The organism is Streptomyces zinciresistens K42 (genome assembly GCF_000225525.1).
In the GTDB taxonomy this organism is placed as follows: Bacteria; Actinomycetota; Actinomycetes; order Streptomycetales; family Streptomycetaceae; genus Streptomyces; species Streptomyces zinciresistens.
In genome coordinates, this window is record NZ_AGBF01000151.1 from 1 (window position 1) to 16729 (window position 16729).

At 70.5% G+C, this 16729-nt stretch carries 16 protein-coding genes and 1 riboswitch; of the genes, 2 read left to right on the forward strand and 14 right to left on the reverse strand.

Annotated elements, in window-relative coordinates; genetic code table 11:
• The 3 genes from kdpA to SZN_RS41595 form a co-directional block, all read right to left on the reverse strand.
• Positions 1 to 1257: potassium-transporting ATPase subunit KdpA (gene kdpA, locus SZN_RS27880; RefSeq protein ID WP_007501469.1), on the reverse strand; the 1257-nt coding region annotated here is incomplete at its 3' end.
• Between the two features lie 8 nt (positions 1258 to 1265).
• A complete protein-coding gene (kdpF, locus tag SZN_RS37940) occupies positions 1266 to 1355 on the reverse strand; it encodes a K(+)-transporting ATPase subunit F (RefSeq protein WP_016434100.1) in 90 nt (29 codons plus the stop codon).
• Positions 1352 to 1525 carry a hypothetical protein gene (locus SZN_RS41595; RefSeq protein WP_167546332.1) on the reverse strand — a complete coding sequence of 58 codons (174 nt, stop codon included), beginning with the start codon at positions 1523 to 1525 and terminating at the stop codon, positions 1352 to 1354. Before SZN_RS41595 ends, kdpF begins: the two co-directional genes overlap by 4 nt.
• Before the next feature lie 279 nt (positions 1526 to 1804).
• Here SZN_RS41595 and SZN_RS27895 point away from each other — a divergent pair, with 279 nt between their 5' ends.
• Positions 1805 to 2326, forward strand: a complete 522-nt coding sequence (locus SZN_RS27895) for a hypothetical protein (protein ID WP_050815130.1) — start codon at positions 1805 to 1807, stop codon at positions 2324 to 2326.
• A gap of 114 nt (positions 2327 to 2440) precedes the next feature.
• Here SZN_RS27895 and gcvP read toward each other — a convergent pair whose 3' ends face one another.
• Positions 2441 to 5326, reverse strand: a complete 2886-nt coding sequence (gcvP, locus tag SZN_RS27900; protein WP_007501474.1) for an aminomethyl-transferring glycine dehydrogenase — start codon at positions 5324 to 5326, stop codon at positions 2441 to 2443.
• A gap of 175 nt (positions 5327 to 5501) precedes the next feature.
• A riboswitch (glycine riboswitch) is annotated at positions 5502 to 5596 on the reverse strand.
• 114 nt (positions 5597 to 5710) lie between these two features.
• Between gcvP and SZN_RS27905 the strand changes: the two genes are divergently transcribed.
• Positions 5711 to 6124, forward strand: coding sequence for a PRC-barrel domain-containing protein (locus SZN_RS27905; RefSeq protein ID WP_007501486.1), 414 nt, complete (start codon positions 5711 to 5713; stop codon positions 6122 to 6124).
• 357 nt (positions 6125 to 6481) lie between these two features.
• Here SZN_RS27905 and SZN_RS27910 read toward each other — a convergent pair whose 3' ends face one another.
• The 10 genes from SZN_RS27910 to clsA form a co-directional block, all read right to left on the reverse strand.
• Positions 6482 to 7912 (reverse strand): DNA polymerase IV, encoded by a 1431-nt coding sequence (locus SZN_RS27910; RefSeq protein ID WP_007501488.1) that lies wholly within the window; start codon positions 7910 to 7912, stop codon positions 6482 to 6484.
• Between the two features lie 92 nt (positions 7913 to 8004).
• Entirely contained in the window at positions 8005 to 8661 is a 657-nt protein-coding gene (locus tag SZN_RS27915) for a MerR family transcriptional regulator (protein ID WP_078508980.1), read from the reverse strand.
• A gap of 210 nt (positions 8662 to 8871) precedes the next feature.
• Positions 8872 to 9345 (reverse strand): bifunctional nuclease family protein, encoded by a 474-nt coding sequence (locus SZN_RS27920; RefSeq protein ID WP_004002801.1) that lies wholly within the window; start codon positions 9343 to 9345, stop codon positions 8872 to 8874.
• Positions 9346 to 9431: 86 nt separating this feature from the next.
• Positions 9432 to 10169 (reverse strand): transcriptional regulator FtsR, encoded by a 738-nt coding sequence (gene ftsR, locus SZN_RS27925; protein WP_007501493.1) that lies wholly within the window; start codon positions 10167 to 10169, stop codon positions 9432 to 9434.
• A gap of 39 nt (positions 10170 to 10208) precedes the next feature.
• Complete coding sequence (locus SZN_RS43275; protein WP_007501494.1) at positions 10209 to 10745, reverse strand: FHA domain-containing protein; 537 nt, start codon at positions 10743 to 10745, stop codon at positions 10209 to 10211.
• A 430-nt stretch (positions 10746 to 11175) separates the two neighbouring features.
• Positions 11176 to 12027, reverse strand: coding sequence for a DUF881 domain-containing protein (locus tag SZN_RS27935; RefSeq protein ID WP_007501496.1), 852 nt, complete (start codon positions 12025 to 12027; stop codon positions 11176 to 11178).
• A 5-nt stretch (positions 12028 to 12032) separates the two neighbouring features.
• On the reverse strand, positions 12033 to 12365 hold the full coding sequence (locus tag SZN_RS27940) for a small basic family protein (protein ID WP_007501497.1): 333 nt from the start codon (positions 12363 to 12365) through the stop codon (positions 12033 to 12035).
• Positions 12362 to 13273 carry a DUF881 domain-containing protein gene (locus SZN_RS27945; protein WP_086021458.1) on the reverse strand — a complete coding sequence of 304 codons (912 nt, stop codon included), beginning with the start codon at positions 13271 to 13273 and terminating at the stop codon, positions 12362 to 12364. Before SZN_RS27945 ends, SZN_RS27940 begins: the two co-directional genes overlap by 4 nt.
• Positions 13274 to 13399: 126 nt before the next feature.
• Positions 13400 to 15895 carry a mannose-1-phosphate guanyltransferase gene (locus SZN_RS27950; RefSeq protein WP_007501502.1) on the reverse strand — a complete coding sequence of 832 codons (2496 nt, stop codon included), beginning with the start codon at positions 15893 to 15895 and terminating at the stop codon, positions 13400 to 13402.
• A gap of 91 nt (positions 15896 to 15986) precedes the next feature.
• The gene (clsA, locus tag SZN_RS27955) at positions 15987 to 16619 is read right to left on the reverse strand and encodes a cardiolipin synthase ClsA (RefSeq protein ID WP_007501505.1); all 633 of its coding nucleotides are present in this window, start codon (positions 16617 to 16619) and stop codon (positions 15987 to 15989) included.
• Positions 16620 to 16729: the final 110 nt, after the last annotated feature.

Below are 16729 nucleotides of genomic sequence, written 5' to 3' on the forward strand. Positions count from 1 at the left end.
GATCAGGATGTAGCAGGCGGCGAGCTTGATCTCGCGGGCACCGATCTTCTTGCCCAGGTACTCGGGCGTGCGGCCCACCATCAGGCCCGCGAGGAACACGGCGATGATCGCGATGACGAGGATGCCGTAGAGCCCCGAACCGGTGCCGCCCGGCGCGATCTCGCCGAGCATCATGCCGAGCATGGTGATGCCGCCGCCGAGCCCGGTGAAGGACGAGTGGAAGGAGTTCACCGCCCCGGTCGAGGTGAGCGTCGTCGACACCGCGAAGAGCGACGAGCCTCCGATGCCGAAGCGGACCTCCTTGCCCTCCATCGCACCGCCGGCGGCCTGGAAGGCCGGGCCCTGGTGGGCGAACTCGGTCCACATCATCAGGGCGGTGAAGCCCAGCCAGATGGTGACCATCGCGGCGAGGACGGCGTACCCCTGCCTGACCGAACCGACCATCAGGCCGAAGGTCCGGGTGAGCGCGAAGGGGATCACGAGGATCATGAAGATCTCGAAGAGGTTCGTGAAGGGCGTGGGGTTCTCGAAGGGGTGGGCGCTGTTGGCGTTGAAGTAGCCGCCGCCGTTGGTGCCGAGTTCCTTGATGGCCTCCTGCGAGGCGACCGCGCCGCCGTTCCACTGCTGCGAGCCGCCCGTGAACTGGCCGACCTCGTGGATTCCGGAGAAGTTCTGGATCACACCGCCGGCGACCAGCACGACGGCGCCGACGGCAGCGAGCGGCACGAGGACGCGGACGACGCCCCGGACCAGGTCGGCCCAGAAGTTGCCCAGCTCCCCGGTGCGCGAGCGCGCGAACCCGCGGACGAGCGCCACGGCGACGGCGATGCCGACCGCGGCGGACACGAAGTTCTGCACGGCGAGCCCGGCGGTCTGCACGACGTGGCCCATGGCCTGCTCGCCGTAGTACGACTGCCAGTTGGTGTTCGTGACGAAGGAGACCGCGGTGTTGAACGCCTGGTCAGGGTCGATCGACCTGAAGCCCAGCGACATCGGCAGCACGCCTTGCAGCCGCTGGAGCAGATAGAGGAACAGGACACCGACGGCGGAGAAGGCGAGCACCCCGCGCAGATACGCGGGCCAGCGCATCTGCGTGTCGGGGTCGGCGCCTATGCACCGGTAGATCCACCGCTCGACACGCCAGTGGCGGTCCGCCGTGTAGACCTTGGCCAGGTAGGTGCCGAGGGGGACGTAGGCGATCGCCAGTGCGCCGGTCAGGGCGAGCAACTGGAGGACGCCGGCGAGTACAGGACCCATCTCTGCTCTCAGAACCTCTCCGGGAAGATCAGGGCGAGGACGAGATAGCCCAGCAGGGCGACGGCCACGACGAGGCCGACGATGTTCTCGGCGGTCACAGCTTCGTCACCCCCTTGGCGACGAGCGCCACCAGCGCGAAGCACGCGATCGTGACGACGACGAAGGCCAGATCGGCCATCGTGAGCTCCTGGAGTGAGGTGCGGTCGAACGGGACACTTAGAGGAAACCGCCGCCGTGGCCGGAATCGAGCGCCGTTGACGCCTCCCATACGGCGCGCGGCGCCCCCTTGACGGACCTCATACGGGACCGGGGCGCCGCAGGTCGCGACAGCTCGCTCGGGCCGGACGGGGCGGAACACCGGCCGCCGGACCGGGGCCGTCCGCCGCCCCGCGACGGCGGGCACCGGGGCCCCGCCCCCGCCGTCGCGCGGACGGGCGCCCCCGGCCGCGGGCCCCGCCATCAGGATCGCGTCAAGGAACAGCCGTAAGGCGTCAGAGCAGGGTCACCGCCCTTCGCCCGCACCCCGGTTCGCCCTACCGTCGGTTCCGTGGACGGAAGCAGAGTGCGCCCCGCCTCCGGCCGGGACCGCCACTGGCAGGACAGCGCCCGGTTCGCCGCGGGCTGCGCCCTGGTCTTCCTCGGCCTGGCCCTGCTGGTCGACTGGGACGCGCGCACCCTGACGCCGGTTCGCGCCCTGCTGTGGCTGGTCCTGACCGCCCTGCTCTTCACGATCCTGCTGCCGCAGCGCGTGAGCGCCGGGCCCGGCTGGTTCGCGACGCGCGGCCTCGTGTGCCGCCGGGCCGTGCGCACGGACGCGCTGGTGACCGTACGGCAGTCCGACGGCGTCTGCGCCTGTCTGACGCTGCGCGACACGGAGGGCCGGCGCCTGGACCTGGACCCCCGGGTCCTGCTCGCCAACCCCCTGCTGTGGCACGAACTGGACACCGGGGCGCGCCGCTCCCGCGCGGCGGGGACGCTGCGCGAAGGCACGGAGATCCTGGAGCGGCTGCGGCACGAGATCGACGACGCGACGGCACGCGACGTCCTCGGCGCGTCGGGCATCCACTGACGCCCGGCGGCACGGCCGGCCCCCGGTCGCGGCCGAAGGCACGCGGAAAAGGGCTCCGCCCCCGGTCGGTACGGACCGGGGGCGGAGCCTGTGGACGGTGTCGGTGTCGGGCCGTCAGCCCTCGTAGGCGTCCAGCGGCGGGCAGGAGCACACCAGGTTCCGGTCACCGAACGCCTGGTCGATACGGCGCACCGGCGGCCAGTACTTGTCGGCGGCCGACACCCCGGCCGGGAACACCGCGTCCTCGCGGCTGTACGCGTGCTCCCACTCGCCGCCCAGCGCGCCGGCGGTGTGCGGGGCGTTGCGCAGCGGGTTGTCCTCGGCGGGCCACTCGCCCGAGCCGACCCTCTCGACCTCGGCGCGAATGGCGATCATCGCGTCGCAGAACCGGTCGACCTCGGCCAGGTCCTCGGACTCGGTCGGCTCGATCATCAGCGTGCCGGCCACCGGGAACGACATGGTCGGCGCGTGGAAGCCGTAGTCGATGAGCCGCTTGGCCACGTCGTCCACGCTCACGCCGGTCGCCTTGGTCAGCGGCCGCAGGTCGATGATGCACTCGTGCGCGACGAGTCCGCCCGGACCGGTGTAGAGCACCGGGTAGTGCGGCTCCAGGCGCTTCGCGACGTAGTTGGCGGACAGCACGGCCACCTGCGTGGCGCGCTTGAGGCCCTCGCCGCCCATGAGCCGCACGTACGCCCAGGAGATCGGCAGGATGCCGGCGGAGCCCCAGGGCGCCGCGGAGATCGGGCCGACGCCCGTCTCGGGACCGGCGGCCGGCTGGAGCGGGTGGTTGGGCAGGTACGGCGCCAGGTGCGCGCGCACACCGACCGGGCCGACGCCGGGTCCGCCGCCGCCGTGCGGGATGCAGAAGGTCTTGTGCAGGTTGAGGTGCGAGACGTCGCCGCCGAAGTGGCCGGGCTTGGCCAGGCCCACCAGCGCGTTGAGGTTGGCGCCGTCGACGTAGACCTGCCCGCCGGCCTCGTGCACCTGCGCGCAGATGTCGGCGACGTGCTCCTCGAACACACCGTGCGTCGAGGGATAGGTGATCATCAGCACGGACAGCTCGTCGCGGTGCTTGTCGATCTTGGCCCGCAGGTCCTCGACGTCGATCTCGCCGTCCCCGGCGGTCTTCACGACGACGACCTTCATGCCGGCCATGACGGCGCTCGCCGCGTTCGTGCCGTGCGCGGAGGAGGGGATCAGACACACGGTCCGCTGCTCGTCGCCGTTGGCGCGGTGGTATCCGCGCACGGCGAGCAGCCCGGCGAGCTCACCCTGCGAGCCGGCGTTGGGCTGGAGGGAGACCTTGTCGTAGCCGGTGACCTCGGCGAGGCGCTCCTCCAGCTCGCGGATCAGGGTGAGGTAGCCCTGCGCCTGCCCGGCCGGCGCGAAGGGGTGCAGCGCGCCGAACTCGGGCCAGGTCACCGGCTCCATCTCGGTGGTCGCGTTGAGCTTCATCGTGCAGGAGCCCAGCGGGATCATGCCGCGGTCCAGCGCGTAGTCGCGGTCGGCGAGGCGGCGCAGGTAGCGCAGCATCGCGGTCTCGGAGCGGTGCTGGTGGAAGACGGGGTGGGTCAGGTACTCGTCGTCGCGCAGGAGCGCGTCCCCGAGGACGTCCCCGGTCGCGGCGTCGAGCGCCGCCACGTCGCCCTCGACCCCGAACGCCGTCCAGACGGCGCCCAGGCTGGCCCGCGTGGTCGTCTCGTCGCAGGCGAAGGACACGTGGTCGCGGTCCACGAGGTGGAGGTTGACGCCGTGCTCGCGGGCGGCGGCGAGGACGTCGGCCGCCCTGCCGGGCACGCGCGCGGTGAGCGTGTCGAAGTAGCTGGCGTGCACGATCTCGACGCCGCCCGCGGTGAGACCGGCGGCGAGGAGCGCGGCGTAGCGGTGGGTGCGCCGGGCGATGGTCCGCAGCCCCTCGGGGCCGTGGTAGACGGCGTACATGCCGGCCATCACCGCGAGCAGCACCTGCGCCGTGCAGATGTTGCTGGTCGCCTTCTCGCGCCGGATGTGCTGCTCGCGGGTCTGGAGGGCGAGCCGGTACGCCTTGTTGCCGTCGGCGTCGACGGAGACGCCCACGAGGCGGCCGGGCAGGCTGCGCGCGAACTTCTCGTGCACCGCCATGTAGCCGGCGTGCGGTCCGCCGAAGCCCATGGGCACACCGAAGCGCTGCGTCGTGCCGACCGCGATGTCCGCCCCCAGTTCGCCGGGCGGCTTCAGCAGCGTGAGCGCGAGCAGGTCGGCGGCGACCGTGACGAGGGCCCCGAGTTCGTGGGCCCGGTCGATCACGGGCCTGATGTCCCGTACGGCACCGGAGGCACCCGGGTACTGCAGCAGTACGCCGTTGATGTCGCGCTCGGCGATCGCGGCGGGGATGCCGTCGCCGAGGTCGGCGACCACGACCTCCACACCGGTCGGTTCGGCGCGGGTCCGGATCACGGCGACCGTCTGCGGAAGGACGTCCGCGTCGACCAGGAACAGGCCCTTCTTGTTCCTGCCCATGCGCAGCGACAGCGCCATCGCCTCGGCGGCGGCCGTCCCCTCGTCGAGCAGCGAGGCGCCGGACGTCGGCAGACCGGTCAGCTCGGCGACCATGGTCTGGAAGTTCAGCAGGGCCTCCAGCCGCCCCTGCGAGATCTCCGGCTGGTAGGGCGTGTAGGCGGTGTACCAGGCCGGGTTCTCCATGACGTTGCGCAGGATGACCGGCGGGGTGAAGGTCCCGTAGTAGCCGAGGCCGATCATCGAGTCCAGCACCTGGTTGCGGTCCGCGAGGGAGCGCAGCTCGGCGAGCACCTCGGCCTCGGTGCGCGCGCCCGGCAGGTCCAGGGAGTCGACGTTCTTGATGACGTCCGGCACCGCGGCGGCGGTGAGCTCGTCCAGTGAGCCGTAGCCGACCTGGGCGAGCATCTTGGCCCGCGCCTCGTGGTCGGGGCCGATGTGACGCTGCTCGAAGGGAATACCCTGCTCGAGTTCGGTGAGCGCAATGCGGTGGGCGGTCATGCGGAGGCCTCCTGGTCTGACGCGACCTTCGAGGGGCACCACGGCACGGGTGCCCGAACGGCCTCCCCCTCTGTCATCTCGACCTGAGAGCTTCACCGGATCGCCCGAGGGCCTCCGGCTTTCACCGTCGGTGAGAGCGGAAGCCGTCGACACCCGCCCTGCTTTCCAGAGTGACCTCGTCCACGCGGTACGTGTGCCTGAGAGATTCCGGGGAGGATTTGCTCCTTCGGCGCCTCCGATGTCTCCGGAGGACTCTCCCGCGCGGGGTCAGCAGCCGTGAGCAAGACTACCAGCGGGCCCGGCGCACGGGCTTTCGAGTGGCCGCTCTCACCAAAGTGCCCTTTCGTAGTGGCTACGGATGAGTTGCGACCCAGTGGAGGGCCCGTGCAGACCGACATCGATCCGCGCAACCTGATCGGCCGCAAGGCGTTCGACCGCGACGGCGCCAAGATCGGCACGATCGACGAGGTCTACCTCGACGACGCCACCGGGGTGCCGGAGTGGGCGGCGATACGCACGGGCCTGTTCTCCCGGGACGCCTTCGTACCGCTGGAGCCCAGCGAACTGGTCGAGGGCAGCCTGCGCATCCCCTTCGAGCGCGCCCTGATCAAGGACGCCCCCGACTTTGGCGTCGGCCGCCACCTCTCCCCCGAGCAGGAGCTCCAGCTCTACCACCACTACGGCCTGGACGTGGCCGCCCCGCCGCCCCCGGATCAGGACTTCGGCCGGCTGGCCACGGCGGAGACCCCCGAGGACGACGGCCCGAAGACGCCGAAGACGCCGCACCCCCACCGCTGACCGGCCCCAGGGGCCCGTCCCCAGGCGCCCCGCCGCACAGGCAGCGACCCCGCGGCTGATCCGCGCCGCCCTCCGCCGCATCCGGCTGTTTCCCCACCTCCCCGACACCTTGCGGCCCTGACCGGACCTCCACCCCGCACTCCGCCAAGCACACGCCGGCCCGCCTCCGCACCGCTGACCGGTCTCGCGGCCCTTCCGCCTCCCGGGCGCCCGCCACCACAGGCCGCCACCCCGCCGCCGACCCGCGCCGCCCTCCGCCACCCACGCGGCCCCGGCGACTGCCCCACCCCCGAGCAACCCCCCGCTCCACCCAGCACGGCCGCCCGCCTCCTCACCCTGCCCGGCCCCCGCCGCCCGTCACCGACCGGGGCGCCCCCGCGACTCCCCCACCTCTCCGACATCCCCCGGACCGGCCCTGACCGGGCCCGCGCCCCCCACGCCGTCCCCGGCTGCCTCCTCCACCAGGGGCAGCGGCTCCGCCTTCTCCAGCTCCGGGTCGTCCACACCGAAGGTCCGCACCCGGCCCGGACCGGACCCGGGCGTCTCGAACCGCACGGTGACCCGGCCCAGCCCGCTGCCCTGCACCCACCCGTGCCCGAACTCGGCGTGCCGCACGTCGTGGCCCGCGAGCCAGCGCCGCCCGTCCGCCGTGCGGGCCTCGTCCCGCACCGGGGCCGGCTCCTCGGCCCCCTCCTCCGGCTGCTCCGCCCTCGCTCCCGCCGCCTGGGCGAAGAGGTCCTCCTGGGTGTAGTCCGCCAGGCCGCTGACCCCGACGCCCAGCAGCCGCACCCCGCCCGTGGTGTCCACCGAGTCCAGCAGCCGGGCCGCGGCCTCCCGCACCACCGCCGGATCGTCCGTGGGCCCGCGCAGCGTCTCGGAGCGGGTCAGCGTCGAGAAGTCGAAGCGGCGCACCTTCAGCACGATCGTGCGCCCCGACAGGCCCGCCCCGCGCAGCCGCCGCACACACCGGTCGGCCAGCCGCCGCACCTCCGCCTCCACCCGCGGCCGGTCGTGGATGTCCACGTCGTAGGTGTCCTCGACCGACACCGACTTGGTCTCCCGCTCGGCCACCACGGGCCGCTCGTCGTGCGCGAGCGCCATCGCGTACAGCGCGTGCCCGTGGGCCTTCCCCAGCAGCCGTACCAGCTCGTCCTCGCCCGCCTCGGCGATCTCGTCGACCGTGGTGATCCCGGCCCGCCGCAGATGGTCCCCCGTCGCCGGACCCACCCCCGGCAGGGTCCGCACCGGCATCGGACCGAGCAGCGCCCGCTCGGTGCCCGGTTCGATGACCACCATGCCGTCGGGCTTGGCCTCCTCGGAGGCGATCTTCGCCAGCATCTTGGACGCGGCCAGGCCCACCGACCCGGCAAGACCGGTGCGGGCCCTGATGTCGGCGCGCAGCTCCATGCCCACCAGCCGCGCGGACTCCTCGTCCCAGGCGGTCCGCCCGGCCTCCAGGTCCACGAAGGCCTCATCGAGGCTCAGCGGCTCCACCAGCGGTGACAGCTCCCGCAGCAGCGCCATCACCCGCTCGCTGATGTCACGGTAGATCGCGAAGCGGGGAACGAGGTACGCCGCGTTCGGCGCCAGCCGCCGCGCCTGGGCCATCGGCATCGCCGAATGCACCCCGAAGACCCGGGCCTCGTACGACGCGGTGGCGACCACTCCGCGGGGCCCGAGCCCGCCCACGATCACGGCCCTCCCCCGCAGGCTCGGCTTGGATGCCTGCTCCACCGAGGCGTAGAAGGCATCCATGTCGAGATGCAGGATCGTGGGCGCGTTTCTCACCTCTCCGATGCTGCCCTACGCCACTGACAACGCCCTGCCGGAGACGGCCCGCGCCGCGCCCCGGGTCGTCGACCGCACGATGCCGGGCGTCCTCAGACCGCGCGGTTGCGACGCCTGGCCAGCTCGTCCGCGGGGTTGTGCCCGACCAGGGTCTCGCCGGTGTCCACACGCTCTCCGTGCAGCTGCGACAGGGCGCTCTCGACGTCCCGCCACACCACACCCACGGCGATCCCGAAGACGCCCTGCCCGCCCTGGAGCAGCGCGTGGACCTCGTCCGGCGAGGTGCACTCGTAGACCGTCGCCCCGTCGCTCATCAAGGTCATGCGTTCGAGGTCGCTGAAACCCTGCTCGCGCAGGTGCAGCACGGCGGTGCGGATGTTCTGGAGCGACACGCCCGTGTCGAGGAACCGCTTGACGATCTTCAGGACGACGACGTCCCGGAAGCTGTAGAGGCGCTGGGTCCCGGAACCGTGGGCGGGCCGTACGCTCGGCTCGACCAGCCCGGTGCGCGCCCAGTAGTCGAGCTGCCGGTAGGTGATGCCCGCCGCCGCGCACGCGGTGGGGCCGCGGTAGCCGATCTCCGCCGGCGCCGCCTCTCCGTCACCGCTCGGCACGGCCGTGGGCCGCTGAGGGGCCTGCTCGCCCGCACCGCCGCCCTGGCGCGGACCGCCGTGAAGCGGGTACGGGCCATTCGCCCCGAGACTGCGTCCGGGAGCGCCCCCGCCCACACCGTCGCCGCTGCTTCTCACGCCGACCTCCGTCGTTGACCTGCCTTCTCGACGGTAGGCAGTCACCAGGGGTGCGTCAACGATCGCCACACTAGGCACGCCGAGTGATAATCACCCTAAGAGTGGTTTCTCGTGCCCCACCGTGGGGAAAGGCTAGCCGAATGCTCTCGCGGCGGGCCGCAGGACGCTCCCCCTGACACCGGCGTACGCCCTTCACGCGCCCTTCGGGCCTCACTGACTGCTGGTACCGAAGTCCTCCGGCGAGATCTGGTCGAGGAACTCGCGGAACTTCTCCACCTCGTCCTCCTGCTCGTCCGGGATCGCGATCCCCGCGTCGTCGAGCACCCCGTCGCTGCCGTAGATGGGCGTCCCGGTGCGCAGCGCCAGCGCTATCGCGTCGGACGGGCGGGCACTGACCTCGACTCCGCTGGCGAAGACCAGCTCGGCGTAGAAGACGCCTTCGCGCAGATCCGTGATGCGGACCTCGGTCAGCTCCTGGCCCACGGCCTCCAGCACGTCCTTGAACAGGTCGTGGGTCAGCGGGCGTGCGGGGGCCATGCCCTGCTGGGCGAAGGCGATGGCCGTCGCCTCCCCCGGCCCGATCCAGATGGGGAGGTAACGGTCGCCTCCCACTTCGCGCAGGAGCACGATCGGTTGGTTGGAGGGCATCTCGACCCGGACACCTACGACATCGAGCTCGTTCACACAGCAACCCTAGGCCGTGCCCGGGACGTTTGGGTAGTCGGGCCGGGATCGGTTGGCCGATCCGGCCGCCCTGTGCACGGCCCCGCTCAGGGCAGCCGCACCCCGAGAGCCGTCTGCACGAGCGCCGCGTGCAGCTTGACCGTGAGGTGGGCGAGTTCCTTGGCACGGGCCTCGGCATGGGCCCTGGTCTGAGGGTTGCGGTGCCGCCTCAGGGGCGCGACGACCTGGTCCACGAGCCCGGCCTCGCGCTCCGCGGCGCCCTTCATGACCCGCAGATGCCGTGGCTCGATCCCGAACCGGCCCAGCTCGGCGACGAGGGAGGCCACCGTGACCGCCTCCGCCTCGTAGGCACCGTCCGGCAAAGGGGTGATCAGGCCGTACGACTCCCACTCCGTGAGCTCCGGCTCCGCTATCCCGGCCGCGGCGAGCAGCTCGGCCCGCCCGATCCGGGCCGGCGCGGGCGCCTGTACGGCCTCCAGGATCGTTTCACCGTCGCGCTGCCGGCACAGTGCGGGCAGCGGGGCGGCCTCACCGCGCTCCATGGCATCCAGATGCTCGCGGATCACCTTCAGCGGCAGATAGTGGTCCCGCTGCATCCGCAGCACGTGCCCCAGCCGCTCGACGTCCTGCACGCTGAACTTGCGGTACCCGGACGGGGTGCGCCGCGGCTCGACGAGCCCCTCCGACTCCAGGAAGCGGATCTTGGAGATGGTGATGTCAGGGAACTCGTCGCGGAGCAGGGCCAGCACCGCGCCGATGCTCATCAGCCGACCGTCCGTGGCGGCGATGCCGTGCCCGGCACCGCCGCTCGGTGTTTTCAGCATGGACCTTCCCTGGGTTTCCCCGGAGGTCTCCGGGGAGCGTCAGTAGCCCCGCTGGCTCGCGTAGAAGACCAGCCGGTACTTGCCGATCTGCACCTCGTCACCGTTGTTCAGGGCGACCTGGTCGATCCGCTCGCGGTTGACGTACGTGCCGTTCAGGCTGCCGACGTCGGCGACCGTGAACGATCCGTCCTGGGCGCGGCGGAACTCGACGTGCCGGCGCGAGACCGTCACGTCGTCCAGGAAGATGTCGCTCTGCGGGTGCCGTCCGGCCGTGGTCAGGTCGCTGTCCAGGAGGAAGCGGCTGCCCGAGTTCGGGCCGCGTCGCACCACCAGGAGCGCGGAGCCCAACGGCAGCGCGTCGACGGCGGCCTGGGCCTCCGGGGACAGCGCCGGGATCTGCGTCTGACCGGTGGTCTCGGCGTCGTACGCCTCGAGACCTGAGATGGAGATCGTGGAGGTCGTCTCCGAAGGACGCTCGGGCGTCACGCCCGGCCTCAGCGGAGCGCCGCAGTTGGAGCAGAAGCGGCTGTTCTCCGCGTTGCGGTTACCGCACCTCGTGCACACCAGGGCCGACATCGGAGAGAACCCTCCACCCGTACTTGAGGTTGACGGTTGCCCGAAACCTATGCCGCCGGACTGGCCGGGGTCAACCGACGGAGCGCCCTGACCTCCGGAGAGGTCGCCACCCGACCCGGGAACCTGGTCCCGGAACAGAGGGCGCTGCCCCTCCTCGTCCCCCTGCGCGCGATGGCGGGCGGTCGCGTTGTCGTTGCCCTCTCGCGCGCTCTTGCCGAACAACTTCGCAAACAACTTCACGGGCGATTCCCCTTGACCGAAACAGACCCGCCCGTGGGGCAGGACGAACCCTGACTGAACCTACTGGCCGACCCGGACACACTCACAACGTCCGTCTGCACCAGACAGTTTCCACCACGCACCACCCAATCGGTGCGCCGACCCCCCGCAACCTCATGCCCTCGCCGGACTCCCCGCATGCACCGCCGGTTCACCGCGAGGACGACCGAGCGTAGTCAGGCTGCTTCGCGGCCCGCAAGGCATCCACGACGATCTTGTCGGACCGCTCGATGGTCACGGTGGCCTGCTCCTTCTCCAGAGTCTGAACCACACCCCCGGGAATGTTGAGCGCCGGTTCCAGATCCTGCGGCTTGCCGATGACCTTCAAACGATACGGGGCTTTGATCTTGTTCCCGTCGACGCCCACGGCGTCGCCGGCATCGCTCAGATAGGTGCCCGCGACCACACGGACACCGTTCACCTGCATGGCCTCCGCGCCCGCGGCGCGCAGCTCCTGGATCGCGTCGAGCAGCATGTTCGCCTCGACCGTGCCCTTCGTGTCGTCGATGGTGATCGTGATGCCGGGTCCGCGCGCGGCCACCGTGCCCGCCAGAATGCCGAGTTGCCCCTCCTTCTCGACCGTCTGCCTGCGGGCCTCCTCGGCCTGGTTCGAACTGTTCTCCAGTTCGGCGCGCTGCTTCTCCAGACCTTGCTTCTCGTCCTCAAGACGCTGAGTACGGTCGTCGAGTTCATCGAGGATGCGCACGAGATCTTCCTGGCGCGCGCCCCGCAGGGCGGTGTCGCTGTCGCTGTTCGAAGCGACCTGCACGGCCAGCCCGAACCCGAGGCCGGACAGGAGCAGGGCGACGATCAGTTGCGCGCGGCTCACCCGCGGCGGCCACAGGCTCTTGGCGAGCCGCTGCCGGCCGGTCAGCTCCGCCGGTCCCCCGCCGGGAAGATCCACTGTCTCAGGGGCGTTCACGGCCCCTCTGGCGGAGGCCCGGACCTCTTCGGGCAGCTCGCGGCGCAGACGGTTCTCGGGGGTCTCGTCGTGGTTGCTCATCGGCCTCACGCCTGGAAGACGTGCCGGCGGATCGCCGCGGCGTTCGAGAAGATCCGGATGCCGAGCACCACGACGACACCGGTCGACAGCTGGGCGCCCACACCCAGCTCGTCGCCCAGGAACACGATCAGCGCGGCCACGACCACGTTGGAGAGGAACGACACGACGAAGACCTTGTCGTCGAAGATGCCGTCGAGCATGGCCCGCAGCCCCCCGAAGACGGCGTCCAGGGCCGCCACGACGGCGATCGGCAGATACGGCTCGACGGCCGCCGGAACCTCCGGACGGACCAACAGGCCGGCCACGACGCCCACGACGAGGCCCAGTACGGCGATCACGATGTGCCCTTCTCGGATTGTTCGGTGTTCGGCTGTGCTGTACGTACGTTCACGCTGGGCGCGGCGGGCAGCTTGAGGTCCCCCTGGGCGGAGATGTTCGTCCGGATCCCGAAGTTCTCCTGCAGCGCGGCCAGATAGAACCCGTCGGCACTGTTCTGGAACCGGGTGCTCAACCGCTGCCCGTCCCCCACCGCGAGCACCGTGTAGGGAGGCACCAGCGGCCTGTTGTCGACCAGTATCGCGTCACCGGCGGCCCTGATAGCCGAGAGGGCGGTGAGCCGCCGTCCGTTGATCGAGACGGCCTCCGCGCCCGACTCCCACAGCCCGTTGACCACCCGCTGCATGTCACGGTCGCGCAGCCGCCCGGTGTCGGAGAAGCCGGTCGTCCCGCGCGGGTCGTCGTCGCCGCCCCCGCTCGCTTCCTTGGCGTCGTCCACGACCAGCTTCACGCCGGGCCCGCGCACCTCCGCGGCGCCCGACAGCATGCTCAGGAGGTCCGCCCGGTCCCCGCCGCCGGTCGACTTCAACGCCGCCCGCTGCCGCGCGCTCACGTCGTCGCGCAGCCGGTCGACCGTCTCCTCCAGCTTGTCGGCCGTGGCCGTCCCCCGGTCGATCCGGTCGACCAGTTCCTCGCGTTCCTTGGCCACCACGGGCGCCGAGACCCGGGCCTGCGCCGCCCCCACGGTGACCACCAGCGCCGCGAGCACCAGGCCGAGGGCGAGCCCCAGCCTGGCCTTCAGCGTCTTCGGCAGACCACCGTCCCCGGCTGCCTTCTTCCGGGCCGCGGCCTGGGCGTATCCCGCGTCGAGGCTGTGGTCCATGACGTTGGTGAGGAGCGACATGGACGCGTCCGGACGCGGGGTGCGTGCAGGTGTGCTCCGAACGGGGGGCTGCGGCATGCCGCACATCGTCGCACGTCGCCGCCGATACTCCGAATGGCCTCACGCGCGCGTGCCCGACCGCCCCTGAGGGCCCCTGGAAGGCACGCGCGCGTGGGGCGTAGTTCAGCGTCCCACGCGCGCGTGGGGCGTTGTTCAGCGTCCCGCGCTGTCCACGACCGCCGCCCACTCGTCGAGCAGGGCCTGCGCGGACGCGTCGTCCGGGCCCTCGGCCCACAGATGGGTCACGGCCTCGGCCGGGTCGGGCAGCACCATCACCCAGCGTCCGTCCGTCTCCACGACCCGCACTCCGTCGGTCGTGTCGACAAAGCGGTCTCCGGCCGCCTCCACGACCCTCCGCATCACGAGGCCCTTGACGGCCCACGGTGTGGCGAGATCACGCTTGATCACATGGGCCCGCGGAATCCGCGCGTCGATCTGGCTGAGCGTGAGCTGCGTCCGCGCGACCAGACCGATGAGCCGGACGAAGGCCGCCGTCCCGTCGAAGACGCTGCTGAACTCCGGAATGATGAATCCGGCCCGCCCGTCGCCACCGAAGATCGTCGTCTCGTCGCGGCCGACCCTGGTCAGGTCGTCGGGCGAGGTCGTCGTCCACTCGACCTGCGTGCCGTGGTAGGCCGCCACCTGCTCGGCGATCCGGGTCGTGGTCACGGGAAGCGCCACCCGCCCGCTCCGCCGCTCGGCGGCCACGAGATCGAGCATGACCAGCAGGGCCCGGTCGTCCTCGACGATGCGCCCCTTCTCGTCGACGAGCGACAGCCGCTCACCCACGGGGTCGAACCGCACCCCGAAGGCCGCCCGCGCCGACGCGACGATCTCGCCCAGCCGCACCAGCCCGGACCGCCGTGTCTCCGCGGACTCCGTGGGCCGGGACTCGTCGAGACCGGGATTGATCGTCAGCGAGTCGACCCCGAGCTTGCCCAGGAGGCTGGGCAGCACCAGACCGGAGCTGCCGTTGGAGGCGTCGACGACGACCTTGAGACCCGACTCCGCGACACCCGTCGTGTCGACGTTCCGCAGCAGCGACCCGGTGTACGAGTCGAACACGCTGGCCGGGAAGTGCAGGTCCCCGATCTCGCCCGGGAACGCGCGCCGGTACTCCTGCCGCGCGAACACCCGGTCCAGCTTGCGCTGACTGGCCTGCGACAGATCGGCGCCCTGCCCGTCGAAGAACATGATGTCGACGGAGTCCGGCACCCCCGGGCTTGTACGGATCATGATCCCGCCGGCACTGCCCCGCGCCGTCTGCTGCCGCGCGACGGGCAGCGGAACGTTCTCCAGGTCCCGTACGTCGATGGCGCTGGCCTGCAGTGCGGAGATGACGGCCCGCTTCAGTGCTCGCGCGCCTCGGGAGTGGTCGCGGGCGGTGGTGACGGTGGACCCCTTCTTGAGGGTCGTCGCGTAGGCGCCGGCCAGCCGCACCGCCAGCTCCGGGGTGATCTCGACGTTCAGGATGCCGGAGACGCCGCGGGCACCGAAGAGATGAGCCTGGCCCCGCGACTCCCAGATCACCGACGTGTTGACGAAGGCGCCGGCCTCGATGGTCTTGAACGGATACACACGGACATTGCCCTGAACGATCGATTCTTCACCGATCAGGCACTCGTCGCCGATGACCGCGCCGTCCTCGATCCGGGCGGCGCGCATGATGTCGGTGTTCTTGCCGACGACACAGCCGCGCAGATTGCTGTGCTGACCGACGTACACGTTGTCGTGCACGACGGCCTTGTGCAGAAAGGCCCCGCTCTTCACGACGACGTTGGACCCGACGACGGTGTGCTCGCGGATCTCCGCCCCGGACTCGACCTTGGCGTAGTCCCCGATGTACAGCGGCCCGCGGAGAACGGCGTCCGGATGCACCTCGGCGCCCTCCGCCACCCACACGCCCGGAGACAGCTCGAATCCGTCGATCTCGACGTCGACCTTGCCCTCCAGGACATCGGCCTGCGCCTTCACATAGCTCTCGTGGGTACCGACATCCTCCCAGTAGCCCTCGGCCACAAAGCCGTAGACCGGCTTGCCCTCCTTCATCAACTGCGGGAAGACGTCGCCGGACCAGTCGACGGGCACATCGGCCTCGACATAGTCGAAGACCTCGGGCTCCATGACGTAGATGCCGGTGTTCACGGTGTCGGAGAAGACCTGCCCCCAGGTCGGCTTCTCCAGGAAGCGCTCGACCTTGCCTTCCTCGTCGACAATAGTGATGCCGAATTCCAGCGGATTGGGTACACGCGTCAGACAGACGGTGACGAGCGCACCCTTTTCCTTGTGGAAGTTGATCAGCTCGGTGAGGTCGAAGTCGGTCAGCGCGTCACCGGAGATGACGAGGAAAGCGTCGTCCTTCAGCGCCTCTTCGGCGTTCTTGACGCTTCCTGCGGTACCGAGCGGCTTCTCCTCGTTGGCATAGGTGAGCTCCATGCCGAGCTCTTCACCGTCACCGAAATAGTTCTTGACCAGCGAAGCCAGGAACTGAACGGTCACGACGGTCTCATTCAGCCCATGCCTTTTGAGCAGCCTCAGGACGTGCTCCATGATCGGCCGGTTGGCCACCGGCAGGAGCGGCTTGGGCATGCTTGAGGTCATGGGGCGAAGGCGTGTGCCTTCGCCTCCGGCCATCACGACGGCCTTCATGTCGGAAGCGTCCTCCTCGCAGAGACGACGGTCTAGCCGACTTCACCCGTCAAGATTGTCCCGCACTTTCCCGTCACGGGCCAACGAGCCGTTACGCCCGCTCCAATCCGCGAGTTCCATCGGCCATGGTGTCCGCACGGATCAGACGGCGGACTTGTACCACGTAGAGCACTCCTGCCCACCAGTACAGCGTTGTACCCCATCCGGCGAACGCCCATCCGAAAATAGCAGCGAGTGACGAGATCCATCCACTTCCGTCGCTGAGCAGCAGCAGCGGGAAGGCGTACATCAGGTTGAACGTGGCTGCCTTCCCCAGGAAGTTCACCTGTGGCGGCGGATACCCGTGATGCCGGAGGACGCCCACCATCACCAGGAGGATCAGCTCGCGTGCCAAAAGTGCAGCGGTCAACCAGAGAGGCAGAATCTCGCGCCATGTGAGCCCGACCAGAGTCGAGAGAATGTAAAGACGGTCGGCCGCGGGATCGAGCAGCCGGCCGAGGCTGCTGATCTGGTTCCAGTGCCGCGCCAGCTTGCCGTCCAGATAGTCGCTGATGCCGCTCAGGGCCAGCACCAGCAGTGCCCACCCGTCGCTCTGGGGGCCACCGAACTCGGGCCTGAGGATCAACCACAGGAACAGCGGCACGCCGACGAGACGCGCCATGCTGAGGATGTTGGGGATGGTGAGGACCCGGTCTGTCTGGACGCGGGTCTCCTGGACCTCCACCCGGGGGCCTCCTGTGGGAAACGTACCTACGATGCCCCCTGACCCTACCTCAACGCAAAAAAGCTCTGGCTCTTGGGCGGGTATGCCCAAGAGCCAGAGCTCTAAAAGGA